22 protein-coding genes are annotated in these 26,868 nt (G+C 71.2%); 8 read left to right on the forward strand and 14 right to left on the reverse strand.

Annotated features, from left to right (window positions below; all coding sequences use genetic code 11):
- Window positions 1-109: 109 nt before the first annotated feature.
- On the reverse strand, window positions 110-853 hold the full coding sequence (locus ACYVLT_RS10795) for a TIGR03936 family radical SAM-associated protein (RefSeq protein WP_461119980.1): 744 nt from the start codon (window positions 851-853) through the stop codon (window positions 110-112).
- Window positions 854-1,072: 219 nt separating this feature from the next.
- Here ACYVLT_RS10795 and ACYVLT_RS10800 point away from each other — a divergent pair, with 219 nt between their 5' ends.
- Entirely contained in the window at window positions 1,073-2,557 is a 1,485-nt protein-coding gene (locus tag ACYVLT_RS10800) for a S8 family peptidase (RefSeq protein WP_461119981.1), read from the forward strand.
- A 1-nt stretch (window position 2,558) separates the two neighbouring features.
- On the opposite strand, the gene ACYVLT_RS10805 is transcribed toward ACYVLT_RS10800, so the two are convergent.
- Window positions 2,559-5,261 carry a LuxR C-terminal-related transcriptional regulator gene (locus ACYVLT_RS10805; RefSeq protein WP_461119982.1) on the reverse strand — a complete coding sequence of 901 codons (2,703 nt, stop codon included), beginning with the start codon at window positions 5,259-5,261 and terminating at the stop codon, window positions 2,559-2,561.
- Window positions 5,262-5,517: 256 nt separating this feature from the next.
- A complete protein-coding gene (locus ACYVLT_RS10810) occupies window positions 5,518-6,051 on the reverse strand; it encodes a sigma-70 family RNA polymerase sigma factor (protein ID WP_461119983.1) in 534 nt (177 codons plus the stop codon).
- Between the two features lie 276 nt (window positions 6,052-6,327).
- Here ACYVLT_RS10810 and ACYVLT_RS10815 point away from each other — a divergent pair, with 276 nt between their 5' ends.
- Window positions 6,328-7,149, forward strand: coding sequence for a ferredoxin (locus ACYVLT_RS10815; protein ID WP_461119984.1), 822 nt, complete (start codon window positions 6,328-6,330; stop codon window positions 7,147-7,149).
- Between the two features lie 87 nt (window positions 7,150-7,236).
- Here ACYVLT_RS10815 and ACYVLT_RS10820 read toward each other — a convergent pair whose 3' ends face one another.
- Genes ACYVLT_RS10820 through ACYVLT_RS10840 form a run of 5 tightly spaced genes read right to left on the reverse strand, consistent with a single transcriptional unit; the run spans window position 7,237 to window position 12,268 of the window.
- Complete coding sequence (locus tag ACYVLT_RS10820; protein ID WP_461119985.1) at window positions 7,237-9,201, reverse strand: TIGR03960 family B12-binding radical SAM protein; 1,965 nt, start codon at window positions 9,199-9,201, stop codon at window positions 7,237-7,239.
- A 32-nt stretch (window positions 9,202-9,233) separates the two neighbouring features.
- On the reverse strand, window positions 9,234-9,644 hold the full coding sequence (locus ACYVLT_RS10825) for a DoxX family protein (RefSeq protein ID WP_461119986.1): 411 nt from the start codon (window positions 9,642-9,644) through the stop codon (window positions 9,234-9,236).
- 43 nt (window positions 9,645-9,687) lie between these two features.
- Entirely contained in the window at window positions 9,688-10,563 is an 876-nt protein-coding gene (locus ACYVLT_RS10830) for an ABC transporter permease (protein WP_461119987.1), read from the reverse strand.
- Window positions 10,560-11,348: an ABC transporter permease gene (locus ACYVLT_RS10835; RefSeq protein WP_461119988.1), complete on the reverse strand. Its 789-nt coding sequence runs from the start codon at window positions 11,346-11,348 to the stop codon at window positions 10,560-10,562. Before ACYVLT_RS10835 ends, ACYVLT_RS10830 begins: the two co-directional genes overlap by 4 nt.
- Window positions 11,348-12,268, reverse strand: a complete 921-nt coding sequence (locus ACYVLT_RS10840; RefSeq protein ID WP_461119989.1) for an ABC transporter ATP-binding protein — start codon at window positions 12,266-12,268, stop codon at window positions 11,348-11,350. Before ACYVLT_RS10840 ends, ACYVLT_RS10835 begins: the two co-directional genes overlap by 1 nt.
- A 56-nt stretch (window positions 12,269-12,324) precedes the next feature.
- On the opposite strand from ACYVLT_RS10840, the gene ACYVLT_RS10845 reads away from it, so the two are divergent.
- Window positions 12,325-12,918: a GNAT family N-acetyltransferase gene (locus ACYVLT_RS10845; RefSeq protein ID WP_461119990.1), complete on the forward strand. Its 594-nt coding sequence runs from the start codon at window positions 12,325-12,327 to the stop codon at window positions 12,916-12,918.
- Window positions 12,919-13,113: 195 nt separating this feature from the next.
- The gene (locus ACYVLT_RS10850) at window positions 13,114-13,641 is read left to right on the forward strand and encodes an RICIN domain-containing protein (RefSeq protein WP_461119991.1); all 528 of its coding nucleotides are present in this window, start codon (window positions 13,114-13,116) and stop codon (window positions 13,639-13,641) included.
- Between the two features lie 82 nt (window positions 13,642-13,723).
- On the opposite strand, the gene ndk is transcribed toward ACYVLT_RS10850, so the two are convergent.
- Both ndk and ACYVLT_RS10860 read right to left on the reverse strand, forming a co-directional pair.
- Window positions 13,724-14,134 (reverse strand): nucleoside-diphosphate kinase, encoded by a 411-nt coding sequence (ndk, locus tag ACYVLT_RS10855; protein ID WP_461119992.1) that lies wholly within the window; start codon window positions 14,132-14,134, stop codon window positions 13,724-13,726.
- A 108-nt stretch (window positions 14,135-14,242) separates the two neighbouring features.
- Entirely contained in the window at window positions 14,243-16,180 is a 1,938-nt protein-coding gene (locus ACYVLT_RS10860) for a glycoside hydrolase family 31 protein (protein WP_461119993.1), read from the reverse strand.
- A 101-nt stretch (window positions 16,181-16,281) separates the two neighbouring features.
- On the opposite strand from ACYVLT_RS10860, the gene ACYVLT_RS10865 reads away from it, so the two are divergent.
- Window positions 16,282-16,422: a hypothetical protein gene (locus ACYVLT_RS10865; protein WP_461119994.1), complete on the forward strand. Its 141-nt coding sequence runs from the start codon at window positions 16,282-16,284 to the stop codon at window positions 16,420-16,422.
- On the opposite strand, the gene pulA is transcribed toward ACYVLT_RS10865, so the two are convergent.
- The 3 genes from pulA to ACYVLT_RS10880 form a co-directional block, all read right to left on the reverse strand.
- Window positions 16,419-21,938, reverse strand: a complete 5,520-nt coding sequence (gene pulA / locus ACYVLT_RS10870) for a pullulanase-type alpha-1,6-glucosidase (protein ID WP_461119995.1) — start codon at window positions 21,936-21,938, stop codon at window positions 16,419-16,421. The genes ACYVLT_RS10865 and pulA overlap by 4 nt on opposite strands.
- A gap of 169 nt (window positions 21,939-22,107) precedes the next feature.
- Window positions 22,108-22,833, reverse strand: a complete 726-nt coding sequence (locus ACYVLT_RS10875) for a MerR family transcriptional regulator (protein ID WP_461119996.1) — start codon at window positions 22,831-22,833, stop codon at window positions 22,108-22,110.
- A 41-nt stretch (window positions 22,834-22,874) separates the two neighbouring features.
- On the reverse strand, window positions 22,875-24,422 hold the full coding sequence (locus tag ACYVLT_RS10880; protein ID WP_461119997.1) for an alkaline phosphatase D family protein: 1,548 nt from the start codon (window positions 24,420-24,422) through the stop codon (window positions 22,875-22,877).
- Between the two features lie 288 nt (window positions 24,423-24,710).
- On the opposite strand from ACYVLT_RS10880, the gene ACYVLT_RS10885 reads away from it, so the two are divergent.
- Genes ACYVLT_RS10885 through ACYVLT_RS10895 form a run of 3 tightly spaced genes read left to right on the forward strand, consistent with a single transcriptional unit; the run spans window position 24,711 to window position 26,460 of the window.
- Complete coding sequence (locus ACYVLT_RS10885; protein ID WP_461119998.1) at window positions 24,711-25,412, forward strand: dual OB domain-containing protein; 702 nt, start codon at window positions 24,711-24,713, stop codon at window positions 25,410-25,412.
- Window positions 25,409-26,026 (forward strand): DUF488 domain-containing protein, encoded by a 618-nt coding sequence (locus ACYVLT_RS10890; RefSeq protein WP_461119999.1) that lies wholly within the window; start codon window positions 25,409-25,411, stop codon window positions 26,024-26,026. The genes ACYVLT_RS10885 and ACYVLT_RS10890 overlap by 4 nt, the downstream gene beginning before the upstream one ends.
- Window positions 26,023-26,460, forward strand: a complete 438-nt coding sequence (locus ACYVLT_RS10895) for a DUF488 domain-containing protein (protein WP_461120000.1) — start codon at window positions 26,023-26,025, stop codon at window positions 26,458-26,460. The genes ACYVLT_RS10890 and ACYVLT_RS10895 overlap by 4 nt, the downstream gene beginning before the upstream one ends.
- 12 nt (window positions 26,461-26,472) lie before the next feature.
- On the opposite strand, the gene ACYVLT_RS10900 is transcribed toward ACYVLT_RS10895, so the two are convergent.
- Window positions 26,473-26,823, reverse strand: a complete 351-nt coding sequence (locus ACYVLT_RS10900; protein WP_461120165.1) for a DUF4233 domain-containing protein — start codon at window positions 26,821-26,823, stop codon at window positions 26,473-26,475.
- Window positions 26,824-26,868: the final 45 nt, after the last annotated feature.

The raw sequence follows: 26,868 nt of genomic DNA on the forward strand, positions 1-26,868 counted from the left end.
GGAATCCTTGCCTTTCGCCGTGGCGCGCACACCCGTGGGGGCACGCGGCACAGCAGGTCCCATAACACTGTTCGACGACGCCGTCAGCGCCGTTCCGATCACTGCCCGGTCAGACCTCCGCCGCCCTGTCCAGGGCAAGCGGGTCGACCAGGCCGCCTTCATCGTCCAGCCGCCCCTGCGCCATCCGGGTCGCCTTCGCGGGGACCGGCGGAACCAGGTCGGCGACGACTCGGAGCGCGCTCAGCACGTCGTCGGGTCTCACGGTAGGGGTTGTCTGCCGTACGACCGTCATGAGTATCCCACACGGCTGTGACAAATCTCGTCCATCGTGTCCCGCGTCGCTCGAATGCACCCCTACCAAGTCCAGCACCGCGGCCGACACGATCGCCGGCCGGACGTCCACGATCTTCTTCCCGTCCTTGGTCAGGCGCTCGACCTCGACCGATGCCGCGGCCATCAGCCTCGTCACGGCTTCGGTCAGAACTTCGGGCGACACGCCGGGCAGCTCGACCCGCCAGGCACTGGCCTCGATCCGCTCGGGCAGCGTGCCGCCCGCCGACCGGACGACCTCCAGCACGTCCAGACCGGGCGGCAGCACGGCGTCCAACGCGGTCCGCAGCGCATCGGGGTCGACCTGTTCGACGACCTGGACCTCGACGTACTCGGCCTCGCTGGCCACGCCGGTCGGCGCCGCCCCGACCCATGACACCTTCGGGTGAGGGCTGAAACCCTGGGAGTAGGCCATGGGGACACCCGCCCGACGCAGCGCACGCTCGAACGTGCGTGCGATGTCACGATGTGACGTGAACCGCAGTCGACCGCGCTTCGCGTAGCGCAGTCGGAGCTTCTGCACAGGTGCGGCCGACGGGTTGGGCTGCTGCTGGCGGCTCAGTGCTACTCCCCTTGGGTGCCGGGTGGGCCCGCGAAGGGGTGAGCACCCCCGACGGTCCACGCTCCTACTCCACCAGGACGGTACCTTGGACCTGTTCGGCACCGTTGCGCTTGTCTGGTCCGCGCCGTCTGGCTACCGTCCGGCAACGCCCCCGACCCGGTCCAGCCCTGGAGGTCCCCCGTGCCTCTGCACCGCCGCGTCCAAGCGGTCGCGGTCAGCGCGGCGCTGCTCGCGACCGGCTGCCTATCGGTGATCCCGGCGGCCGCGGCCGAGCCCGAGGAGCCGGTGACCGCGGTGGACTGCGTCCAGCCCGGTCCGACGTTGCGCTACCTGGTCGTGTTCGCCCCCGGCACCAGCGCGCCGCTGGCCGAGGCGGAGATCGCGGCCGCGTGCGGCGGCACCGCCCGGTACTACCCGCAGATCGCGGTGGCCGTCGCCGTGTCGCCGGACCCCCGGTTCGGGCAGCGGATCGGCACCCACCGGGCCTACAGCGCCCAGCTCGACGGCCTGTCCAAGCGCACCGGCGCGCCCGCCCGGCACAAGAAGAGGGACGACGAGGCCACCGGGACGCCCCCTTCGGCGGGCACGACCGACCGCACGGCCGAGCAGTGGGACATGGACCTGATCCGGGCGGCCGAGGCGCACGCGGTGAGCACCGGCAGCCGGGACGTGGTGGTGGGCGTGCTCGACTCGGGCATCGACCCCGCGCACCCCGACCTGGTCGGCGCGCTCGACCCGGCGCTGTCGGCGGGCTGCACGACCGGTGTGGCGGACCCGTCGCCCGCCGCGTGGACGCCCACCACCTCCGGTCACGGCACGCACGTGGCCGGCACGATCGCGGCGGCCGACGACGGCCTGGGCACGACGGGTGTGGCGCCGGGCGTGCGGATCGCGTCGGTGAAGGTCGTGGACGACGCCGGGTTCATCTACCCCGAGTACGCGGTGTGCGGGTTCATGTGGGCCGCCGAGCAGGGCATGACCATCACCAACAACAGCTACTTCATCGACCCGTGGGTGTTCACCTGCCAGAACAAGCAGGGCCAGTCCGTGGTCTACGAGGCGGTGCGGCGGGCGGTCGAGCACGCCTCCGGGCGCGGTGTGCTGGCGGTGGCGGCGGCGGGCAACGCGGCGGCCGACCTGACCAAGCCGGGCCGGGACGTGCTGAGCCCGACCAACGCCGCGCCGGAGGACGTCCAGCCGCGGCCGGTGGACAACACGTGCCTGGTGCTGCCCGCGCAGCTGCGCAACGTGGTGGCGGTGTCGTCGGTGGGTGCGGACAAGGTCAAGGCCGGGTACAGCTCGTACGGGCTGGGCGCGGTGGACGTGACCGCGCCGGGCGGTGACCGCAGGCAGGTGCCCGACGACGGGCGCAGCGGGTGCGTGCTGTCGACGGTGCCCGCCGCCGGCTACGACTACTCGTGCGGCACGTCGATGGCCACGCCGCACGTGACGGGGGTGGCGGCGCTGCTGGCGTCCAGGCACCCGGGTGCCTCCGCGGACGACCTGACCCGGATGCTCAACGCGCGGGCGGAGACGGTGCCGTGCCCGGCGGACTACGACCTCAACGGCACGGGCGTGCAGGACGCGTACTGCACGGGGTACTCCGAGTACAACGGCTTCTACGGGCACGGCCTGGTCGACGCCCTGGCCGCGGTGCGGGAGTAGGTCAGGCCGAGTACTGGTCCTGGTGGCGGCGCAGCGCGCCCGCCAGGTCCGCGCGGCCGGCGATGCCGAGCTTGCGGTAGGCGCCGGACAGGTGCAGCTCGACCGTGCGGCGGGTGAGGAACAGGGCCTCGGCGATCTGGCGGTTGGTCAGGCCCTGGGCGGCCATGCCCGCCACGCGGGTCTCCTGCTTGGTCAACCCGTGCACGGTGCCGTGCGCGGTGGCCGGCTCGCACGCGCGCAGTTCCTCGGCGGCACGGCGGATCAGCGGCTTGGACTCGCACCGGGCGCTGATCTCGACCGCCTGTCTCAGGTACGGGATGGCGCGTTCCGCCTGACCGCGGCGGCGCAGTCGCGCGCCCAGTTCCAGCAGCGCCTCGGCGTGCAGGAGGCGGGCGACGGAGTCGGTCACGTACTCGACCGCCTTGAGCAACGCCCGGGTGGCGGCCTCGTCGTCGGTGGTGAGGCCGACGGAGATCAACGCGGTGCCCATGGCCCGCGGGGTGCCCCAGCGCTTGGCGCGGGCGAGGTCGTCGGCGGCCAGTCCGGCGGCGGCCTCACGGCGTCCCAGCGCGAGGTGTGCCCGCACCGCCAGCGACCGCCACGGCAGGATCGCCGGGCTGTCTACTTTGGACGCGGTGAGTCTTCGCCCGCATTCGAGCAGGTCGGCCAGCGCGCCGACCGGGTCGTCGGTGGCGAGCTTGAGCTTGCCCCGCGCGAACAGCGTCACGTTGTGCTGGAACAGCTCCGGCAGCTCGTCGGCGAAACCGTGGCGCGCCAGCAGCTCCCGGGCCTCCTCGAACCGGCCGAGGTCGACCAGCACCTCGGCCAACCGGGCCGCGCACAGGATCGCCATGGGGCACACCGCGACCGCGCCCAGTTCGTCGAACAGCCGCAGCTGCCACTTCAGGAACGTCTTGGCGCGCACCAGGTCGCCGCGGGCCAGGAAGTCCATGCCGTGCGCCATCGAGACGACCGTGCCCTTGCGCAGGTGGTAGTCGTGCGGCTCGGCCTCGCTGCCGATCATGCGGCGGAACCGCTCGGACAGGTCGGGCGCGTCGGCCATGAAGCACGTGCTGACGGTGAACACGAACGGTTGCACGAACACGTCGACCCGCTCGCCCTCCAAGGCCTCGGCGGCGTGGCGCAGGGCGTCCTCGGCCGACTCGCCGCGCAACGCGTGCCCGAGCGACAGCAGGGCGGAGTGGACCTGCCGCAGCCGGGGCGGGCGCGGCACCTCGGACTCCAGCTCGTCGGTGAACATGCTGGCGCGCAACGCCAGGGCGACGTCGTTGCCCGCGCTGGCCAGGTACGACATGACCCGCAGCTCCCACGACTCGTCGTGTTCCTGGGAGGTGAGGCGGGACGCCAGTTGCAGGCCGATGGACACCGCGAGGCGGGCCTCCGGGCCGCTGCACAGCCGCAGCAGCATGGTGACCGCCTGCCCGGCGGCGGAACGCGCGTCGTCGGCGTGGGCCAGCGCGTCCCGGAGCCGGTCCATGCCCGCGGCCTGGTCGACCAGGAACGTGATGTGCACGAGTTCGAGCTGCACGGCCAGCCGGTCGTCGGACGACAGGCGTTCCTCCAGCGCGCGCTCCAGGTAGTCCTGTGCGGCGTCCAGCCGGTCGTCGTGGGTCGCTTTGCGGGCCGCGCGGCGCAGGACCTCCACGCCCCACGCGAGCGGCACGCCGCGCGCCTCGCGGAGGTGTTCGGCGATCCGGTCGTCGGGCGCGCCCGCGGCCCGCAGCAGCACGGCGGCGCGCGTGTGGTCGGCGGCCCTGGTGGCGACGGGGAGGTCGGCCAGCACGGCGTTGCGCAGGTAGCTGTGGCTGAAGCCGAGGGGGTAGTCGTCGCGGAACACGTGCAGCCGCACGAGGCCGTCGATGAGCCGCAGCGCGCGCCGGGGTTCGACGTCGGCCATCGCGGCCAGACGGTCCACGGTCGCGTCCTCCCCCAGCACCGCCGCGGCGCGCACCACCTCCGCCGCGCCTTCGTGCCGGCGCAGCCGCACCCGCAGCGCCGCGCCGATGTCGGCCGAGGCGAGCGCGTGCACGTCGGCCGCGGTCACGCCCGGGCGGTCGCGCAGCTGGTTCGCCAACGCGGCCAGGAGTTTGGGGTTGCCCCTGGTCACCTCGCGGCAGGCCGCCGCGGGCGCGTCGCCGACCAGTTGGGCCACCGCCGCCACGTCCAACCCGGCCAGTTCCAGGTGCTCGTGGTGCGCGCCCACCAGTTCCGGCAGCGTCACCTCGCCGACCGGCGCCTGGCCGGTGGTGGCGGCCAGCACGACCGCCAGGGGCCGGTCGGTCACCCGGCGCAGCACGTAGGCCAGGCAACGCAGGGACCAGCTGTCGGACAGGTCCACGTCGTCCACGGCCAGCAGCAGCGGTCCGCGGCCCAGCGCCGCCTGGACCACGCGGTAGAACCAGTCCAGCGACTCGGCCGACCCGCCGTCCAGCCCTTCGGCGAGCCTGCCGATCACGCCGCCGCGCAGGTCGCTCTCCAGTCGCGCACCGGTGGCGGCCGCCACCGTGAAGCCCAGACCGCGCGCGTCCCGCGCGATCGCCGCCAGCAGGGTCGACTTGCCGATCCCGATCTCACCGGTGACCAGCAGGGTCGTGGCCCGGCCCGCCAGCACGCCGTGCAGCAGCGCACGGGCGGCGCGCAGTTCGCGGTCCCGGCCGGACAATGTGGGGTTCGGTGCGGTCACCGGAAAGCTCCGATCTGCTGCGGCGCAGCCCGGGCGGTGGATCGGAACCACCACGGTAGGACACCTGTCCAGTCCCCTGGGTACCGAAGGATCGCCATCGCGGCGGTCGGATTTCCTTCGGTACCCACCGTAGAGACGCCTCGCCGGTCTTCGGCCAGAATCGAGTCCTCACTGCCGCGAGCCGATTCACCGGACTTGCGGGCAAATGCGCGTGACCGGTCGTCGATTTCTCCGCGTTGCCCGGACTCGCGCTTTCTCAATTCCACTCGTGCAAGGCGCGGCGCAAGATCTTCATCGCGTTGTAGACGCGGGACTTGACGGTGCCCTCCGGAATGCCGAGCACCAGCGCCGCCTCGCGCACGGTGCGACCGCGCACGTAGGTCTCGTAAATCACCGCGCGGTGCTCCTCGCCGAGCCTGCCGATCACGTCGTTGATCACCATGATGGACAGCCGCTGTTCGGTGTCGTCCGGGACTTGCGCCGCGTCCGGGCTGGTCAGCTCTACTTCCTGAGGCCTGGATCGCCTCGTGCGCCACCCGTCGATGACGATCCTCCTGGCCACGGTGAGCAGCCAGCCGCGCAGCATCCGCGGGTCGCGGACCAGCGTCTCGGCGTTCTGCCACGCACGGATCAAAGTTTCCTGGACCACGTCCTCGGTCCACTGCCGGTCATAGTTGGTCAAGCCGAGCACATGGGCGTGCAACGCGCCCTTGAACTGCTCGTACAGCGTGGTCACGAGTTCTTCCCCGGACCGCCCGCCGGCCATCCGGACACCGCCCAGTGAATTCATGGAGTAACCGACCTCCTGGAGTTCGCGCGCGGCGGGGCGAATGCGACTGTCGCGAACGTACTACAACGCAAGGCCGCGATCCACCACTGTCGGACAGTTGTGGACGGCATTACCGTGCGTTCTAGGGGACACATCGTGTTGGCCGTCCGGACGGTTCTCGAGTACCTGTGTGATGTAGATCACATATCTTAATTGAACCTTCTGTCGAACCGCCGCACACGACGTTCGTAGTTCCTCTGCAGAGGGTGGATCAGGTCTTTAACAGGGGGTGCGCACGTGGTGGTCGCGGTCTCGGAACACGACGCCGGGGTGTGGGACGTCGCCACGCTGTCCGGGCGGATGGCGTACGTGGCGATGTGCCTGGCCGCGTGCTGGGGGGTGCTCACCGCGACCGGCTGGGTCCGCAAGATCACCGGCCGGTCGGCGCTGCGCACCACCCACCAGGTCCTGGGCACGTTCGCCATCGCGGCGGCCGTCGTGCACGCGGTGACGTTCCTGTTGCTGGACAACGGTTCGCTGGCGGTCTACCAGCTCGTGCTGCCGCTGGTGGGTGGTGGCGAGGTGCGGCACGCGCTCGGCGTGGTCGGCCTGGAGCTCATGCTCGCCGCCGCGGTGACGGCCGCGTTGCAGAACTCGGTGTTCTACCGCAACTGGTTGCGCCTGCACCGGCTCGCGTACGTGGGCGTGTGGCTGGGCGCGATGCACGCCTGGCTGGGCGCCGCCGCGAGCGGGCACGTCGCCGTGGTGTGGATGGGTGGCATCACCGTGCTGATGCCCGCGATCACGTTGACCGTGCTCCGGTTCCTGCCGCCGCCCGTGCTCGTGCGGATGGGCGTGATCGAGGCCGACCCGCCGCCGGCGCCGGAGGGTCCGACGGGTGTCCGGGTCGCCGTGGACCACGAGCGGTGCCGGCACTACGCGCTGTGCCAGGCCCAGGCGCCCAAGGTGTTCCGGGTGCTGGACGACGGGCGGCTGCGCTACGCCCGCAACCCCGACGCCGACCAGGCGCCGCAGGTGCGCGCGGCGGCACGGGTGTGCCCGATGCGGGCGATCCGGGTCGACGGGGCACCGGCCCGCCCGGGGGCGGTCGGTTCGTGAGCGGCCGGCCCTTCGTGAGCGGTCGGCCATCGCGGGCGGTCAGCCCTTCGCCAACGGTCGACCGGCCAGCGGTCGGCCCGCCGCCGGTCAGCCCTTCGTCAGCGCCGGGTTGCGCACCGGTGAGCCCTTGCCGACCGGCGAGATCGGCAGCAGCGCCCGACCGGTCGGGCCCACCTCGATGTCGGTGCCCATCGCCGGGCACACACCGCAGTCGAAGCACGGCGTCCAGCGGCAGTCGTCCTGCTCGCGCTCGTCGATCGCGTCCTGCCAGTCCGCCCAGAGCCACTCCTTGTCCAGCCCCGAGTCCAGGTGGTCCCAGGGCAGGACTTCCAGCTCCTCGCGCTCCCGCGTGGTGAACCAGGCCAGGTCCACGCCCAACGGGGTCAGCTCGGCCTCGGCGGCGGAGACCCAGCGGTCGTAGGAGAAGTGCTCGGACCAGCCGTCGAACCGGCCGCCCTCGCGCCACACCCGCTCGATGACCCGGCCGATGCGCCGGTCGCCGCGCGAGAGCAGGCCTTCGATCAGCGACGGCTTGCCGTCGTGGTAGCGCATGCCGATGTTGCGGCCCAGCGCGCGGTCGGAGTTCACCGCCTCGCGCAGCAGGCGCAGCCGGTTGTCCACGGTCTCCGGGTCGCACTGCGCGGCCCACTGGAACGGCGTGTGCGGCTTGGGCACGAACCCGCCGATGGAGATGGTGCAGCGGATGTCCTTGCGGCCGGACACCTCGCGGCCCGCGCGGATGACGTTCTTGGCCATCTCGGCGATCTGGACCACGTCGTCGTCGGTCTCGGTGGGCAGACCGCACATGAAGTACAGCTTCACCTGCCGCCAGCCCGCGCCGAACGCCGCGCTGACGGTGCGGATCAGGTCCTCTTCCGACACCATCTTGTTGATCACGCGCCGGAGGCGCTCACTGCCGCCCTCCGGGGCGAACGTGAGGCCGGAGCGGCGGCCGTTGCGGGACAGCTCGTTGGCCAGGTCGATGTTGAACGCGTCCACGCGCGTCGACGGCAGCGACAGGCTGGTGTTGGTGCCCTCGTAGCGGTCGGCGAGGCCCTTGGTGATCTCGGCGATCTCCGAGTGGTCCGCGCTGGACAGCGACAGCAGGCCGACCTCCTCGAACCCGGTCGCCTCCAGGCCGCGCTGCACCATCGCGCCGATGCCCTCGATGGACCGCTCGCGCACCGGGCGGGTGATCATGCCCGCCTGGCAGAACCGGCAGCCGCGCGTGCAGCCGCGGAAGATCTCCACGCTCATCCGCTCGTGCACGCTCTCCGCGAGCGGCACCAGCGGCTGCTTCGGGTACGGCCACGCGTCGAGGTCCATCGTGGTCCGCTTGAACACCCGGTACGGCACCCGCTCGCGGTTGGGCACCACGCGCTGGATGCGCCCGTCGGGCAGGTACTCCACGTCGTAGAACCGGGGCACGTACACGCCGCCGGTCTCGGCGAGCCTGGTCAGGACCTCGTCCCGACCGCCGGGACGGCCCTCGGCCTTCCACGCGCGGACGATGTCGGTGATCTCCAGGACGGCTTCCTCGCCGTCGCCGAGCACCGCCGCGTCCACGAACGGCGAGATCGGCTCCGGGTTGAACGCCGCGTGCCCGCCGGCCACCACGATCGGGTGGTCCTCGGTGCGGTCGGCGGCGTGGATCGGGATGCCGGCCAGGTCGAGCGCGTTGAGCAGGTTCGTGTAGCCGAGTTCGGTGGCGAAGCTCACCCCGAGCAGGTCGAACGCGCCCACCGGCCGGTGGCCGTCGACGGTGAACTGCGGGACGCCGTGCTCGCGCATCAGCGCTTCCAGGTCGGGCCACACCGCGTACGTGCGCTCGGCCAGCACGTCCGGCTGCTCGTTGAGGACCTCGTAGAGGATCATGACGCCCTGGTTGGGCAGCCCCACCTCGTAGGCGTCCGGGTACATCAGCGCCCACCGCACCGCGGCGGCGTCCCAGTCCTTCACGGTGGCGTTCAGTTCCCCGCCGACGTACTGCACCGGCTTGGACACCCTCGGCAGCAGGGGTTCCAGGGCGGGGAAAACCGACTCGACGCTCACGCCGACCAGGGTAACGGCAGCGTCATCACCCATCAGAACAGCGGTCCGGTGATGGTGAGGCCCAGTTCGGCACCAGGACCGGCGTAGAGGCCGAAGAACATCAACGCGCCGCCCGCCAGGGACACGTCCTTGTTGAACTGGGTCATCTCCACCTGCCTGGCCTGCCGGTCGGTCTGCTTCCAGAAGTCGTGCATGAGGAACGCCGTCGGCAGCAGGAACAGCGCCAGCAGCAGCGCGCCGAGGTCCGCCCACACACCCAGGAGCACCATCAACCCGGCGACGACCAGGAGCACGCCGCTGCCGACCGTGGCCGCCCTGGCCGACGGGACGCCCTTGGCCGCGGCGTAGCCCGCCATGGCCTCGGACTGCGTGAGGTGGCCCACCGCCGAGCCGAAGAACAGCAGGACGAACAGGATGCGACCGATGAGTGCGACGACGTCCACGATCGACCTCCGGTGCTCGGCGTGCGTCCAGTGTTCAGCCAGGTCAGGTCAACAGCAACCGGCCGAGCCTGCGTGCCGCCACGACCACTCCGACGACCACCATCACGGCGAAGTAGGCGACGTGCGTCAACGCGCCCCAGCTGACGTAACCGGTGGTCAGCGCCCTCATCAGCTCGATCGCGTGGTAGAGCGGCGTCCACCGCACCACCGCCTGCAACCAGCCCGGGTAGACCGACAGCGGGTAGAAGGTGGTGGAGAACAGGAACAGCGGCATCACGGCCAGCTGCACCAGGTCGAAGTCGTGCCACGAGCGCATGAACGTGGCCGCGGCCATGCCGACCGCCGCGAACGCCAGCGCGACCAGCAGGCACGCGGGCAGCGCCAGCAGCGCCCACGGCGAGCTGATGAGCCCGAACCCGAGCATGACCACGATGAACCCGCCCGAGTACAGGCCGCCGCGGATGAGGCACCAGGTGGCCTCGCCGACCGCGATGTCGACCGGGCCGAGCGGGGTGGCCAGCACGGCCTCGTAGGTCTTGGCGTACTTGAACTTGAAGAACAGGTTGAACGTCGCCTCGAACACCGCGCCGTTCATCGCGGCGGCGGCCAGCAGCGCGGGGGCGACGAAGACGGCGTAGGGCATCGGCCCGCCGGGGCCCTCGACCGTGGTGACCAGCTGCCCCAGGCCGTAGCCGAGGGAGAACAGGAAGAACAGCGGCTCGAAGAAGCCGGAGAGCACCGGCATCCACGCACGCCTGCTGACCAGGTACGACCGCTCGACCAGGACGTGCGAGCGGCCCGCGTACAGACCGGGTGGGATGACCCGCAGCAGCAGGCCGTTGCCGCGCGCCGGCGGTACCGGCGTGGCTTCGCGCTCGCGGACGGGGGCGTCGGCCCGGGGGGAGGACTCGCGGGTCATACGGCCAGCCTCCGGTGGAAGTAGCGGCGGCCCAGGACGACACCGATCGCGACCAGGGCGGACAGGTAGGCCACGTGGCCCAGGGCGGGCAGCGGGCTCAGGGCGCCGAACGTCACGCCGCGGGCCAGCTCGATGCCGTGCCAGACCGGGGTGAGCCAGGCCAGCGGGTGCAGCCAGCCCGGCAGCTGGCTCAGCGGGAAGAACCCGCCGCTGAACAGGGTCATCGGCAGCACCAGGAAGCGGAAGACGGCGTTGAACGAGTCCGGCTTCTCCCTGGTCGCGGCGTAGGCGACCAGGGGTGCGCTGAACGCCATGCCGGCCAGGGTGGCGATCGGCACGGTCAGCACCGCCCACGGGTTGGTGATCGCGCCCAGCACGACGGCGATGAGCAGGAACACGGCGGCGCCGCCGGCCAGGCGCAACGCGATCCACAGCAGCTGGCCGTAGAGCACCTGGGCGGGGGTCACCGGGGTGGACACCACCGCCACGTACGTGCGCTGCCACTTGAACGCCGAGAACACCGCCCACGTCGACTCGAACGCGGAGTTCTGCACGGCGGTGATGACCACCAGCGCCGGCGCCAGGTACACCAGGTACGGGTGGCCGCCGGTGGCCTCGCCGGCCCGGACCTGGGAGCCGAAGCCGACGCCCATGGCCAGCAGGAACAGCACGGGTTGCAGGAAGTTGGAGATGACCGTGGCCCGCCAGTTGCGGCGGTACCAGGTCCAGTGGTTCTCGACCGCGACCAGCGTGGCGCGCCACGAGCCGGCGACTCGGGTGCTCATCAGTCCACCAACGTCCGGCCGGTCAGGCGCAGGAACACGTCCTCCAGGCTGCTGCGGCGGACCAGGCTGGACACCGGCCGCACGCCCCGCGCGTGTGCCGCGGACAGCGCCGCCTCGCCGTCGGAGGTGTAGAGCAGCACCCGGTCGGGCAGCACCTCGACCCGGTCGGCCAGGTCGCGCACCTCGGCGGCGCTCTGCTCGCCCGGCGGGAAGCGCAGCTCCAGCACCTCCTTGGTCGAGTAGCGGCGGATCAGCTCCGCGGGCGAGCCCTCGGCCGCGATCCGGCCGCCGTCCATCACCACCAGCCGGTCGCACAGCTGCTCGGCCTCGTCCATGTAGTGCGTGGTGATGATGAGCGTGACGCCGGACTGCTTGAGCCGGAACAGCCGGTCCCACAGCAGGTGGCGGGCCTGCGGGTCCAGGCCGGTGGTCGGCTCGTCGAGCAGCAGCAGTTCGGGGTCGTTGACCAGGGAGCGGGCGATGGTGAGCCGCCGCTTCATGCCGCCCGACAGCGGTTCCACCTCGGCGTCGGCGCGGTCGGTGAGCTGGGCGAAATCCATCAGCTCCACGGCCCGCTCGCGCACCGCCGCCCGGGACAGGCCGAAGTAGCGGCCGTAGACCTGGAGGTTCTGCCGGACGGTGAGCTCGGTGTCGAGGTTGTCCTGCTGCGGCACCACGCCCAGGCGCGCGCGGATCCGCGGGCCGTCGGTGTCCGGGTCCATGCCCAGCACGCGCAGCTCGCCGCCCGTGCGCGGTGACACGCAGGCCACCATCCGCATGGTCGAGGACTTGCCCGCGCCGTTGGGGCCGAGGAAGCCGAACGCCTCCCCCTTGCTCACCTCGACGTCGATGCCCCGGACGGCTTCGAAGGAGCCGAAGTGCTTGGTCAGGCCGTTGGCGTGGACGAGGGTGGAGGTCACGTTCGTCACGGTAGCGGCGTGGTCCGACATTCCCGGAACCGTTTTAGGGTGGCCGGGTGGAGATCGACCTCAGCCGGCCGTCGGTGGCCGACGAGAAGCTTCGGGCCGAGGTGCACGAGGTGCTGCACGCCGTGGTGGCCGCCGGGGGCGCGATCGGGTGGCGCGAGCCGCCGGGACGCGCGGAGACCGACGCGTGGCTGGACGGCGTGCTCGGGTCGCCGGGGGACGGCGCGCTCGTCGTGGCGCGGGTGGACGGCGTGCTGCGCGGCACGGCGACGTGGCGCCGGGCCGGGAGCGAGGTGTTCGAGCACATGGCCGAGGTGCGGCGGGTGGCCGCGCACCCGGCGGCGCGTGGGCTCGGGTTGGGGGCTCGGTTGGTGCGCGCGGTGGTCGAGGACGCCCGTGCGGCCGGGTTGGAGGTGCTGACGCTGGGTGTGCGCGGCAACAACCACGGCGCGATCCAGCTGTACGAGAGCCTGGGCTTCCGCGAGTGGGGGCGGTTGCCGAACGTGATCGCGGTGGGTGACGTCCGGTTCGACGACGTCCGCATGTACCTGCCCCTGGGTCACCGGGAGGGCGTCGTGCTGCACGGCTCGGCGCCGGGCGGCCTCGGCTCGTCGCCGCCGCGGTACCAGTCGGTCGGCCGGTAATCACCTCGCCGGGTCCGGGCGGATCGCGTGCACGGGTGACTCGGGTGCACGAACGGGTGGCCAATCGCTTGGTGTGACCGTGCCGGGTACTACTCCAGGACACGAAATCCGCATCGCACCCCCGCCTGATCGCCTCACCGGTTCCGGGCCGTGCGGACTTCGTCACCCGTACGCTCACGCGGAGGAATCCCGATCATGCGAATGCACCAGCGCTTCGCGATACTCGCCTGCTGCCTCGCCCTGGCGCCGGTGGCCGCCCCGACGGCCGCGCTCGCCGCGACCGCGGGCCTGGTCACCAGCGTCACCGAGGGCGGCAGGCTGGTCCTCTACGCCGACGACCCGGTGGCCGGGAACGAGGTCGTGCTCCCCGACGCCGGCTGGTACGAGCACTTCGTGCGGACCGAGAAGTGGGTGTTCACCTTCCACCGGAAGGACAACAACTACACGATCAGGTTGCCGGACCACGACCTGTGCTGGCACCGCGACCACAAGCCCGATCGAACGCGGGTGAAGGTCGAGGCCTGCGGCACCGCCAGGTCCGCGCGCTGGATCCTCGACCCGGTCGACGACGGCGACCGGGTGGCGGTGATCCGCCCGGCGGGCCGCGTCAACGAGGCGCTCACCGTCGGCACCGCGTCGGGCAACCGGTGGAACCACGTGGTCCTGCGCCCCTACAGCGAGCTGGGCATTCAGCACTGGCAGGTGCCGGTCGAGGTCCGCTGACCCGGCCACCCGCCCCTCGAGACGCCGACGGCCCGGACACCGGGCGGGCGTCCGGGCCGTTCGTGATCGGCGGCTCGGCGGTTCAGAGGTTCGGGAACCAGAGCTTGATCTCGCGCTCGGCCGACTCCGGCGAGTCCGAGCCGTGGACCAGGTTGAACTGGACCTCCAGGCCGAAGTCGCCGCGGATCGTGCCGGGGGTGGCCTTGTCCACCGGGTCGGTGCCGCCGGCCAGCTGGCGGAACGCCGAGATCGCCCGCGTGCCCTCGACCACCATCGCGACCAGCGGGCCGCCGGTGATGAACTCGACCAGGTCGGCGAAGAACGGCTTGCCGTCGTGCTCGGCGTAGTGCTGCTCGGCGGTCGCGCGGTCCACGGTGCGCAGTTCGAGGCCGGCCAGGTGCAGGCCCTTGCGCTCGATGCGGGAGATGACCTCGCCGACCAGGCCGCGGCTGACGCCGTCGGGCTTGACCAGGACCAGGGTGCGCTCGCTCACGGCGGTCGGTACTCCTTCGTACGGGATTGTGCAACTCGGTCAAGGGTAGCCGGAGGTTCGACGACGCCCTGCCGTGACCACCGCCAAGCCCTCGCCCGCACCGTGCGGTCAACCGCGGTCCGGGATGGGTGCGGCACCCGCTCGGACGAAGACCGGGATGCGGTCGAGGGGTGCGGCGGCGTCCACTGTGGTCCCGCCGACGGCGGGTGCGCCGGTCCACGCGTCGGTCCAGTCCGTTCCGGCGGGCAGGTACACGGTCCTGGCGCGTGCGCGGTACTCGGTGACGGGTGCGACCAGCAGGTCGGGACCGAACATGAACTGGTCCTCCACCTGCCAGGCCCGCTCGTCGTCGGGGAAGTCGACGAACAGCGGCCGCATCGGCGGCAGGCCGGTCCCGTGCGCGACGCGCATCTGGTCCAGGACGTACGGCTTGAGCCGTTCCCGCAGGTGGAGTTGGTCGCACAGGATCGGGTAGGCGGTCTCGCCGAAGGACCACAGCTCGTTGGGTCCTCCGGTCATCTCGGCGGTGAACGGCTGGTTGGGCGCCCGGTCGCCGTGCAGGCGCAGCAACGGGGTGAAGACCGCGTACTGGAACCAGCGGATCACCAGCTCGCGGAACTCCTCGTCGTCCGGGTCGCCGCCGAGGAAACCACCGATGTCGCTGTTCCACCACGGGATGCCGCTCATCGCCATGTTCAGCCCGGCCCTGACCTGCACGGCGAGCGAGCCGAACGTGCTGGCGATGTCACCGGACCACACCGCCGCGCCGTACCGCTGGCTGCCCGCCCACGCCGACCGGATCAGCAGCACGACCTCGTCCTCCCCCTCCTCCCGCATCCCCTCGTAAAAGGCCTGCGCGTGCACGAGGGGGTAGAGGTTGGCCACGGCGCGGCCCGGACCGGCGTGGTAGACCGCGTTCTCGGCGAGTTCGGACGCGAGGTCGGGCTCGCAGGCGTCCAGCCACCACACCTTGATGCCGTGCGGGAGGTAGTTGCGCTTGACCTGTTCCCACAGGTAGCGGCGGGCGGCCGGGTTGGTCGAGTCGACGTAGGCCGTTTCCACGTACCCGGACGGGTCGGGCCAGTGCTGCCGGGTCAGCCCGCCGCCGGTCCGGCCGACGAGCAGGCCCGCGCGCCGCATGGGCTCGTAGTTCTCGCTGGCGGGACCGACGTTCGGCCAGACGGAGACCATCAGCCGCACGCCCATCTCGTCCAGCTCCCGCACCATCGCCGCGGGGTCCGGCCACGAAGCCGGGTCGAACCGCCAGGAGCCCATGACGGGCCAGTGGAAGAAGTCGGCGACGATCACGCTCAGCGGCAGCCCGCGCCCGTGGTGCTCGCGTGCGACGGCCAGCAGTTCGTCCTGCGTCTTGTAGCGCAGCTTGCTCTGCCAGAACCCGGCCGCCCACTCCGGCATCACCGGCGGGTGCCCGGTCGCCTCGGCGTAGCGGGCGAGGATGTCGGCGGGACGGTCGCCGGCGGTGATCCAGTAGTCGATCTGCCGCGAGTCCCGCGCCACCCAGCGGGTCGTGTCCATGCCGAGCTCGACCCGCCCGACCGCCGGGTTGTGCCACAGCAGTCCGTAACCGCGGCTGGACACCAGGAACGGGATGGCGATCTCGCCGTTGCGCTGGACGAGGTCGATCACGCAGCCCTTCTGGTCGAGCCTGCCGTGCCCGTGCTGGCCGAGGCCGTAGAACCGCTCGCCCGGATAGCCGCGGAAGCGCTGCTCAAGCCCTTCGGAGGTGAAGTTGCGCGGACCGGGCCAGCCGATGTACGGCGGGGCCTCGGCCAGCAGCTCGGCACCGCTCGCGGTGGCGAGGAACCGCAGGTGGCCCCGCTCGTCGAGCTCGGCGGTGATCGCGCCGTTGACGATGCGGCGCTCCTCGACGACGACGCCTTCGGGCGGCCGTTTCGGGCTGAGCAACGCGCCGGGCAGGTCGTCGCGCAGGCTGTCGCGCGCCACCCGCACCCGCAGGCTGTCGGCTCCCCACGGCTCCACCCGCACGACCACGTCGGACGCGTGCCACTCCATTGTCTCCGTCATGAGACGTCGTTCCCTTCCGAGGATCGCGCCGTGGTGGGGGCTCTTCGCGGGCGCCTGTCGAAGCGCTTCGACAGGCGTCAGGTTAGTGAGGCCGCGATGGGGTGGCAAGGTCGTTCGCACACCTCGGCTGCTGCGGCAGCGCGCGTCGGACCGTCGTGAACGTGCTCGGCGCGCAGGAGCGGGAGTTCCGCACCCTGCGCGCCGAGCACGTCCGGTCAGGCGTCGGGCCGCCCGGCCACTAGCGGGTCAGGACCACGACCGAGCGGGGCGGGACGGTGATCGAGCCGGCCGCCACGGTGGCCTTGTCGCCGGCCAGGGGGTGGTTCTGCCAGGCGCCGGGGACGGCGGCGGACTTCGTGGTCGGGTAGGGGTTGACGATCACCAGGACGGCGTCCAGGGTCGGGTCGACGTCGGGGCCCGCGGTGTCGTCCAGGAGAGCGACGACGACGCCCGACTCGGCTGCGGGGAACGACAGCTTCTGCTGCACGAGCGCCGCGTCGTTCAGGGTGAACAGCGGCGACGACTTGCGGATGCGGAGGAGCTCCAGGGTGTTGTCCACGGCGGCACGCATGTCGGTGGTCGAGGGCTTCAGGGCCGGGTCGGCCAACAAGGGCGCGGCGTAGGGCCACTTGTCCTCGTTGTCCGCCGCGGGCGGCAGGCCGCGGGCGAAGCCGTTGTCCCGCAACGACGGGTCGTAGCGGTTGAACCAGTCACCCGAGTCGTAGCTGTTGCGGTCCAACGACTTCGAGCGCAGGAACTCCGCGCCGGCGTGCAGGAACGGTTGGCCCTGGCCGAGCAGCACGGGTGCCAGCGCCACCTTCTGCATCCGCACCCGGTCCGCCATGGACGTGCCGACGGGCAGTTTGTAGGTCTGCGAGTCGAACAACGTCTCGTTGTCGTGCGCGTCGACGTACGTGATCACGTCCGCGGGCGCGCCCGTGTAGCCGGCGGGCGAGCCGTTGTACGACACGTCGCGGCCCGAGATCACCCCACCGGCGGTGGACTCGAACCGGTACGACGCCATGTTGCCCGCCATGCCCAGCTTCACCAGGTCGGTGTAGTTGGCCAGCCGCGCGGTCACGTCGCCGTTGGCCGGCGCACCGTTCGGATCGCCCGCGAGCCCGGACGCCAGCCCCTGCACGCGGGGGTCGGCGTCGAACGGCCCGCCGCCGCGCACCGCGTCCCGCAGCCGGTCGCTGAACGTGCCGATGCCGGTGCCCGCCATGTTCGCCTGCGTGGCCTGCTCGAACCGGGCGTTGCCGGCGACCTCGCCGAAGTCCCAGCCCTCGCCGTAGATCCGGATCTTGCGCCCGTCGACGCCGTCACCGGCCACGGTCAACGCGTCCAGCGCCGCGCGCACGGCCAGCACGTTCGCCTTCGGGTGGTGGCCCATCAGGTCGAACCGGAACCCGTCCACCTTGTACAGGCGGGCCCAGCGCACGACCGAGTCGACGACGAGCTTGCCCATCATGGCGTTCTCGGTCGCGGTGTTCGCGCAGCACGTGGAGTTGGCCACGGTGCCGTCGAGGTTGAGCCGCTGGTAGTACCCGGGCACCACCTTGTCCAGCACGGACGTCGCCGCGTCACCGGAGGCGGCCGTGTGGTTGTACACCACGTCCACCACCACGCGGTTGCCGTTGTCGTGCAACGACTTCACCATCTCGCGGTACTGCTTCGAGCGGGCCCACCCGGTCTGCGCGTCGTCCGTCGCGTAGGAGCCCTCGGGCACGTCGTAGTGGTACGGGTCGTAGCCCCAGTTGAAGCCGTCCTTCGCGGCGGCCTCGCCGACGCACGCCTGCTGCGCCTGCGAGTCGGCGGGCGACGACGCCAGGTCGCACGCCGGTTCCCGCTGGTCCGAACGCTTCTCCGGGATGGTGGCGATGTCGAACGTCGGCAGCAGGTGCACGGTGTCCAAACCCTCGGCCGCCAGGGCGCGCAGGTGCGTCATGCCGACCGACGACGGGTGCGTGAACGCCCGGTACGTGCCCCGGTCGCCCGCCGGCACGGACGTGTCGCCGATCGAGAAGTCCCGGACGTGCAGCTCGGTGATGCCGTGCTCGGTCGGGTCGCCGTCCAGGCCGCGGGCGACGTGCCCGGCCCAGTCGGCGGGCATGGTGCGGGCGTCGCCGAGGTCGGCGAACTGCGAGTGCGTCGAGTTCACCGCCAACGCCACCGAGTACGGGTCGGTCACGGTCACCGTGCGCCCGGCGACGGTCACCTCGAACAGGTAGAACCTGTCCCGCCACGCCCCGGACGCCGACCACGAGCCGGACGCGTCGTCGCGGGTCATGGCGACGGTCGTGGCGGCGCCACCGGGTTGGTCGGACACCAGGAGCTTCACCGAGGACGCCGTGGGCGCCCACAACCGCGCGGTCACGCGGTCGCCGTCGAACGTCGGCCCGTAGGTCAACCGCGACGCGGCGGCGGCGAACCGGTCGTCCAGCACACCGGCGACCTGCACGCCCGTGCGGTGCCGCAGGCCGCCGCCGGAGTCGACGTGCACGGCGGACAGCTTGCCGCGCAACGCCTCGTCCAGCCGTTCGCCGTCACGCACCCGGAACACCGGCTTGCCCCGGAGGTGCGGGAACTGCGCGGGAACGGCGTCCGCCGACGGCTCCAGCCGCAGCACCTTGCCGTCGTGCTCCAGCCGGTAGCCGTCCGACGGCACCACCGGCACGTCCCACACCACCAGGTCTTTCGACACCCAGATCGCCTTGGCCTTGGTGAGGTCGTCGTCCACGCCCTCACCGCCCGACGGCGGCAGCACGTAGGAGATCGAGCCGTCCGGCTTGGTGGAGCCGGAGACGTACCAGACCTCGTAGCCGGTGCCCGTGACGTCGAGGAACTGGTCGGGCCCGGGGTCCTTCACGTCACCGCGGTGGATGATGTTGTTCAACCCGGGCGCACCCGGTTCCAGCGCGACCGACCAGTACACGCCGAACCCGTCGGTCCCGTCCGGCACGCGGGACTGGTTCCAGCCCGGGCTCGGTTCCAGCGACCCGGTCCAGTGGTAGAGCGTCCAGTCGGCGTAGTCGCCGTCGGGCCGGTGGTAGTGGATCACCGCCTGGTTCCGGGCGGCGGCCAGGCTCGCGTGCACCTTGTCGCCGTCGACCCACGCACGTCCCGCCGTGCGGCCGGAGGCTTCGACCGTGCCGCCGCGGACCACGGAGAACTCGACGGGCGCGGTCGCCGGGACCCTCGCCACTCCCCCGGTGAACGGGTGGTCGACGCCTGCCGCGCGCACCACGAGCCCGGTGGCGTCACCGGTGTGCGTGATGACGGCTTGGCCGGTCGCCGCGACCTCGCTGGCGTGCACCGCGGTCTGCCCCTGCGCCAACCACACCTGCGGTGTCGCGCTCGGGTCGACGAACCGGTCGCCGTCGGTGTCCTTCTCGTCGCCGCGGTGGGCGATGATGCCGACCGAGCGCGCGCCCGGCTTGAGCTTGACCCAGGCGAACCGGCCGTACGGCGTCTCACCGGCGAACGGCAGCGGCGCGTCCCACGTCGGCGCGTCCTCGACGTCGCCCCACGCGTGCAGGCCCCACCCGTCGTAGTCGCCCGCCGGGCGGTTGTAGTGCACCACCAGCCAGTCGGACGTCACCGTGCCGGGTTCCTCGACCGGGGGCGCGGCCACCAGGCCGAGCTTCGCGCCGTCCGCGCCCACCGTGCCCTTGGCGTCCTTGGCCACCACGCGCAGCTCGACGTCCTTGCCCACCGCCGCGCCGGGCAACCCGGCCAGGTCGGCGAACACCCGGTACGGCGCGGCGTCGTCGGTGCCCAGCACCTGCCAGTCGCGCTCGCCCTCGACCCGTGCGGCGAACGTGGCCTGCGCGTACGGCGAGGTGACGCCGTCGGCCCGCACCTCGACCCGGTCGTCCAGCACGGTGCCGGTCGGCGGCACGGCCAACGTCGGCGTGGGCGCGGCGGAGGGGATCTTGCCGGTCGACTTGAGCACCAGGGCGGACAGCGCGGGCACGGTCACGGTGACCTTGCCGCCCGCGGCGTCGACCTGCGAACCGGCGGCGGGCCAGATCGGGCGGTAGCCCCTGCCGGAGACGGGGACCTCGACGGTCGTGGGCGCGGTGCCCGCGTTGGCCACCACGACGTGCTCGACCTGCTGGGTGCGGCCCGTGCGGCTGAACGCGATCACGTCACCCTGGACGAGCCGCAACGCCTGGTTGCCGGCACGCCACACCGGGTCGCCGTCCACGAACTTCGCCAGGCCCTTGAGCTGCCGGTACAGCGGGTGGTCGGTGCGGAAGTTGTCGACCGCGCCGGTCCGGTCGCTGCCGATCAGCTCCTCGGCGGCGTACTCGGGGGTCGCGGAGGCGAACATGTCCTGGCGGGCCAGCTTGTCGCCGCCCGTGCCCGCGAAACCCTGCTCGTCGCCGTAGTAGACGACCGGGTTGCCCCGCCACAGGTACATCAGGGCGTTGCCCAGCTCCAGCCGGTCCAGCAGCTCGGCCTCGGAGATGTTCGGCCGGCTCTGCCGGACCATCCACGCGATGCGGCCCATGTCGTGGTTGCCGAGGAACGTCGGCAGCGAGGAGGCGTTGGAGTCGGCGTCGGTGTACCGGTCGTCCTCGACGAGCACCTCGCCGAGCCGGGCCGCGCCCTGGCCGGACAGGAACGTCGCCGCGCCGCTCTGGAACGGGAAGTCCAGCGCGGCCTGCATCCGGCCGGTGGTGGTGTAGCGGGAGGTGTTGGCCGGGTTCGCGTCGAACACCTCGCCGAAGACGAAGAAGTCCTTCTTGCCGCGCATCGCCGCGTACTGCTTCACGTGCGGCGCGAGGGCCTGCCAGAACTCCATGTTGACGTGCTTGACCGTGTCGACCCGGTAGCCGTCGATGCCCAGCGTGTCGATCCAGCTGGTGAAGATCCGCTTCATGCCCTTGACGACCGTCGGGTGCTCGGTCATCAGGTCGTCGAGGCCGAAGAAGTCGCCGTACTCGTTGGACTCGCCGCTGAACGTCGAGTCGCCGCGGTTGTGGTAGAGCTGAGGGTCGTTGAGCCAGGCCGGCGTCTTCTCGCCGTTGACCACCGGTGTGTAGGGCGCGGTGAGCTTCGGGAAGTCCTCCCGACCGGCGATCTCCGAAATGTCGACCGGGTTGCCCTGCTCGTCCAGGTAGGGCTGCGCGCCGGTGCTGACGTAGTCGTGCTCGCCCTCGGCGTAGTCGATCAGGTCCGCGGTGTGGTTGGCGACGATGTCGAAGAAGACCTTGATACCGCGGCGGTGCGCGTCCTGGATGAGCCGCCGCATGTCGTTGGTCGTGCCGAAGTGCGGGTCGAGCCTGGTGAAGTCGGTGGTCCAGTAACCGTGGTAGCCGGCCGAGATGTCGTCGCCGGAGCCCTGCACCCACCGGTTGGCGAACATCGGCGTCATCCAGATCGCGGTGACGCCCATGTCGTCCAGGTACTCGATCTTGTCACGCAGGCCCTTGAGGTCGCCGCCGTGGTAAAAGCCCTTGTCGGCGGGGTCGAAGCCGCTCTTGAGGCGGTCGGTCTCGGTCGTGCCGCCGCGGTCGTTGCGCGGGTCGCCGTTGGCGAACCGGTCGGGCATCACGAAGTAGAACCGCTCACCGGTCAGGTCGGCCCGCAGCGCGTCCTTGGCCAGCGCCCGGTCACCGTCCCGGGCGCCGGGGGCGATGTCGGTGACGGTTCCCACGGCGAGCCGCTGGACTTCGGGCGCGGCGCCGGTGGATGGTGGCACGAACGGCACAACGGCCAGGGCGATGAGCGCGGCGACGGCCCGACGCATCGCGACCTCCTTGTCGCAAGATTTTGCAACCCCCGCCCCGACGACGAGCCGGGGCGAGGTGCACAAAACCACGACGATCACGACCGGACAAGGCCCATACGGCTGCAAGTCCTTGCAGTCTCTTGCACCGCTGGTCCGAGTTCGCCGCCAAGCCCGCGGTGAGGCCCCGTCACTCCTGGTAGAGCCAGATCCAGTTGCCCGACGGATCCTTCACCGCCGAGTTGCGCGGCATCCCCACCGAGGCGCGCGGCGCCACGACCTCCACGCCGCCCGCCGCGACGGCACGCGCGTGGCAGGCGTCCAGGTCCGGCACCAGCAGCCCGAACGTGCTCGGCCCGGATCGGTCGGTATCGGACCGGTCCTCCTGCAGGTGCAGCAGGAAGAACCCGTCGGCGCCGTACTCGCCGAAGACGAACGACGAGTAGTCGTCGTCCTCGGCCCGCCGGGTCACCTCGTACCGCATGTCGAAAGCGGCCCGGTAGAACTCCACGGCCTCGGCCGCGTCGTCCACCGCGATCTTGATCTGCACCGGGCGGACGCCCGTGCCGGGTGTGGGCACGACGATCCCCTCCTCCACGTAGCGGTCGACATCGCCGAGCCGGGCGGTGAGCACGTCGCGCTGCCGCTCCAGCCGCTTGCGGTGGTCGGTCAGCACCTCGGTCACCTCACCGCCGTCGACCACCCGCCTGATCTCCTCGATCGGCAGGTCCAGGCAGCGCAGCGCCAGGATCAGCCGGGCGCGGCGCACCTGGTCGCGCCGGTAGCGCCGGTAGCCGGACGCCGGGTCGACGACGTCGGGCGTGAGCAGCCCGACGTCGTCGTAGTGCCGCAGCGCGTGCACGGTCAGCCCGCTGAGGTGCGCGAACCGCCCGATGGTCATCAGCTCGTTCGTCACACCACCACTGTGGGGTCTCGGGTCACCCGAAGGTCAAGCGGTCACCGGCGCTGCGGCTGGAGGGTCTTGCTCCACAGCGACGCGCCCTTGATGTCGCGCAGCCACACGGTCAGCTCGCCGTCCCGCGCCACCTCGACCTCGCCGAAGTGCTGGAACCCGTCCAACGGGGTGGTGTTCGCGGCCGGCGGGGCGTTGACGAACACCGCCTCCGGGCCGAACGTCGGGTCCAGGGTGTTCGGCCCGAACGCGCCCGCGTTCAGCGGACCGGACACGAACTCCCAGAACGGGTCGAAGTCCTGGAACGACGCGCGCTCCGGCGAGTAGTGGTGCGCGGCCGTGTAGTGCACGTCCGCGGTCAGCCACACGGTGTTCCGCACCCGCCGCCGCTTGAGCTCGCTCAGCACCCACGCCAACTCGTGCTCACGGCCCCCCGGCGCACCCGGCAGACCGTTGGCCACGCCCTCGATGTCCGTGCCGTCCGGCACGGTCAACCCGATCGGCAGGTCGGCCGCGATGATCTTCCAGGTGGCCCGGCTGCGGTCCAGCGAGTCCACCAGCCAGCGGGCCTGGGCCTCACCCAGCACCACGCCACGCCCGTCGCGCGGTGCCGTGTTCGCGTCCTTGTACGAGCGCATGTCCAGCACGAACACCTCGACGTGCGCGCCGTGGCGGAACTTGCGGTACACCCGGCCGTCCATCGCCTGCCGCGGGTCGATCGGCTGCCACTCGTGGAACGCCCGGAACGCCCGCGCGGCCAGCACGTCCACCCGCTTCTCGGTGTACAGCGGCGAGGTCAGGACCTCGCCCGGGTACCAGTTGTTGGTCACCTCGTGGTCGTCCCACTGCACGATCATCGGCACCCGCGAGGCGAACGACCGGTACTGCGGGTCGAGCAGGTTGTAGGCGAACTGGCCGCGGTACTCGTCCAGCGTCTCGGCGACCTTCAGCTTCTCCGGCGTGACCAGGTTGCGCCACACCCGCCCGTCGGGCAGCGTCACCTTCTCCTGCATCGGACCGTCCGCGTACACCGTGTCGCCGCTGTTGATGAAGAAGTCGGGTCGGCGGGCGGCCATCGCGCCGAAGATCGGCATGCCGCCCAGGTCCGGGTTGCTGCCCCAGCCCTGCCCGGCCACGTCACCGGACCACACGAACCGCACGTCGTCACGGCCCAGCGGGGCGGTCCGGAAGCTGCCGACCACGGCCTCGCTGCGGGTGCGGCCGTCCAGGTCCTCGGCGACGACGCGGTAGTGCACCTCCCGCCCGGCCGGCAGCCCGCGCAGCCGCACCCGGCCCGTGCCGCCGGTCTCCGGCGTCAGCAGCGGCCCGCGCACGGTCCGCGCGTGCCGGAACGACGGGTCGGACGACACCTGCACCAGCATCCGCGCCGGCCGGTCCGCCCGCGTCCACACCAGGCCGCCGTCGAACGTCACGTCACCGGACTGCACACCGTGCGTGAGCACCGGCCGATCGCCGCCGCGCGCCAACGCCACACCGCCGGACAACCCCAGCGTTCCAGGCACGAACGCCGCGGTCGCACCGATCGCACCGGCGCGCAGCAGCGTCCGCCGGTTCACCACACCATCGCTCATGCGCCGGTTTGTAGCCGGTGAAGCCGAATTCCACGTGAACGGGCCGCAAGCGCGGAGTGCACGCGACCGGAACCGCTCGTCCGATCATACCAATCACGACACGGCCATTGCGGTGTTCGCCATCCACAAAAATGCGGACCACATCTCGGAACCGGTGCCCGCGGTTGAGCCGCGCTCATTTATTCCAAGGCATGGCGCAATCGGTCCGCCGATCGTCGATGCCGACTCTTCCGAACTGCACCCTGCGTTACCATCGCCAAAGTCGGTGCAGCGACTCCGGAGGCGGTCGTGGCTGTAATCAAGCAAATCCTGTGTTTGGCCAATTCACGCAAGCACAATGGGCGTTGTGTCGCGGGAGTCGAACTCGTCAACGGCTTCGCGCGGTGGATCCGCCCCGTCAGCGACCGCGTGGGGCATGAAGTCTCCGCAACTGAGCGGCAATACCGCGGCGAGGTGGAGCCGCGAGTGCTCGACGTGATCGCGGTACCGCTCATCGAGCACCAACCCTTCGGATTCCAGCAGGAGAACTGGCTCCTCGATCCCACGCTCGGCTGGCGCAGGGTCCGCCGGGCCACTTGGCGGGAATTACTCGCACTGGAACAGCGACCCGGGAGCTTATGGGTCAACGGGTACAACACGTCAGCCGGCGCCAACGACTGCGTACCGGTCGAGCGAGAAGACGCGGTGGTAGACTCGCTCAAGCTCATCCGAGTGGAAAGCGCAACCATCGAAGTGAAAGCCGCTCACAGGAACGCGACCGACCAGAGGCCGACGGTGCGGGCCCGGTTCCGCCATTCCGGAACGGACTACGCGCTGAAAGTGACCGATCCGGTGTACGAGGATAAGTTCCGGTCCTGCGGGCTCGGCGACTACCAACTGGGCGAGTGCTTCCTGACGGTGAGCCTGGGCGAAGCGTTCAAGGGCCACTTCTACAAGTTGGTCGCGGCCATCGTGGAACGCGGTGGACCCGGCACGGGCAGCAGGCGATGACGTTCCAGACGGTGCTGACGATCGGCCACTCGACGCACGACCTGCCCGACTGGACGAAGCTGCTCCGGCAGCACGAGGTCACGGCGGTCGCCGATGTCCGGTCGGTTCCCGTGAGCCGGTTCGCCCCCCAGTTCAACCAGAGCTCGGTCAAGCGCGGTCTGCACGAGGTCGGCATCAAGTACGCCTTCCTGGGACGGGAACTCGGCGCCCGCACCGACGACCTGAGCTGCTACGTCGACGGCCGCGTCCAATACGACCGGCTCGCGAAGACCTCCGCGTTCATCAGCGGCGTCCAACGCCTGCTGACGGGCGCGCAGAGCGAGCGGATCGCGATCATGTGCACCGAGGGCGAGCCGTTGGACTGCCACCGCACGGTCCTGATCGCGCGGGTGCTCACCGAACACGGCGTCACGATCGACCACCTCCACGGCGACGGACGGGTCGAAAGCCACCACGCGGCGATGGAACGCCTGATGCGGTCGTTCGGACTGGCGGAGGCCGACCTGTTCCGCACCCGGGCCGAGCGGCTCGAAGAGGCCCTGGGCAAGCAGGAGTGCCGGATCGCCTACGTCAACGAAGAGCTGCGCGACGACGACGGGATGACCGAGGTATGAGGCTCTACACCATCGGGTTCACGAAGAAGTCCGCCGAGAAGTTCTTCGGCCTGTTGCGCGCATCGCCCGCGGACAAGTTGGTCGACGTGCGGCTCAACAACGTCTCCCAACTGGCGGGCTTCGCCAAGCGGGACGACCTGAGGTACTTCCTCCGCGAACTGTGCGGCATGGCCTACGCCCACCGGCCCGACCTGGCACCGACGCAGACCATGCTCGACGACTACAAGAAGCAGGGCAGCGGCTGGGAGACGTACGAAGGCCTGTTCCTGGAACTGATGCGGCAGCGCGACATCGAGAACGCCGTCCCCCGGGACGCGCTCGACAACGCGGTCCTGCTGTGCAGCGAGGACAAGCCGCACAACTGCCACCGCCGACTCGTCGCGGAGTACCTTGCCGGGCACTGGGACGGCGTCACGATCGAGCACCTGACCTGAAGCGGGCGCCGGCTACGCCTGCTGGCTGGGCAGGCGGCCCTCGGCCATCCGCTTGGCCACGTCCCGCCGGAGCCACAGGAGGTACAGCCAGACCAGGCTGAACACCACGCCGATGCCACCGAGCGCGGTCAGGGCGACCCACGACGCCACCATCACGACGTGGATCGCCGCGATCACGTACACGGCCCACGGGCGCTTCAGCAGCGCGCAGGTGCCGATCAGCGCGACGATCAGCCCGAGCACCAGGTACCCGGTGCCCGTACCGACACCGCCGCCCAGCTTCGCCACCACCGGCAGGGCGAGGGCGACGACGATCACCTCCAGGATCAGCGTGCCCGCCATGATGCCGCGGAAGGACTTCATCGGGTCCTTCTTGGGCGCGGGGACGTCTTTGGCCGCTGGGACGTC

It is taken from the genome of Saccharothrix stipae (assembly GCF_054781895.1).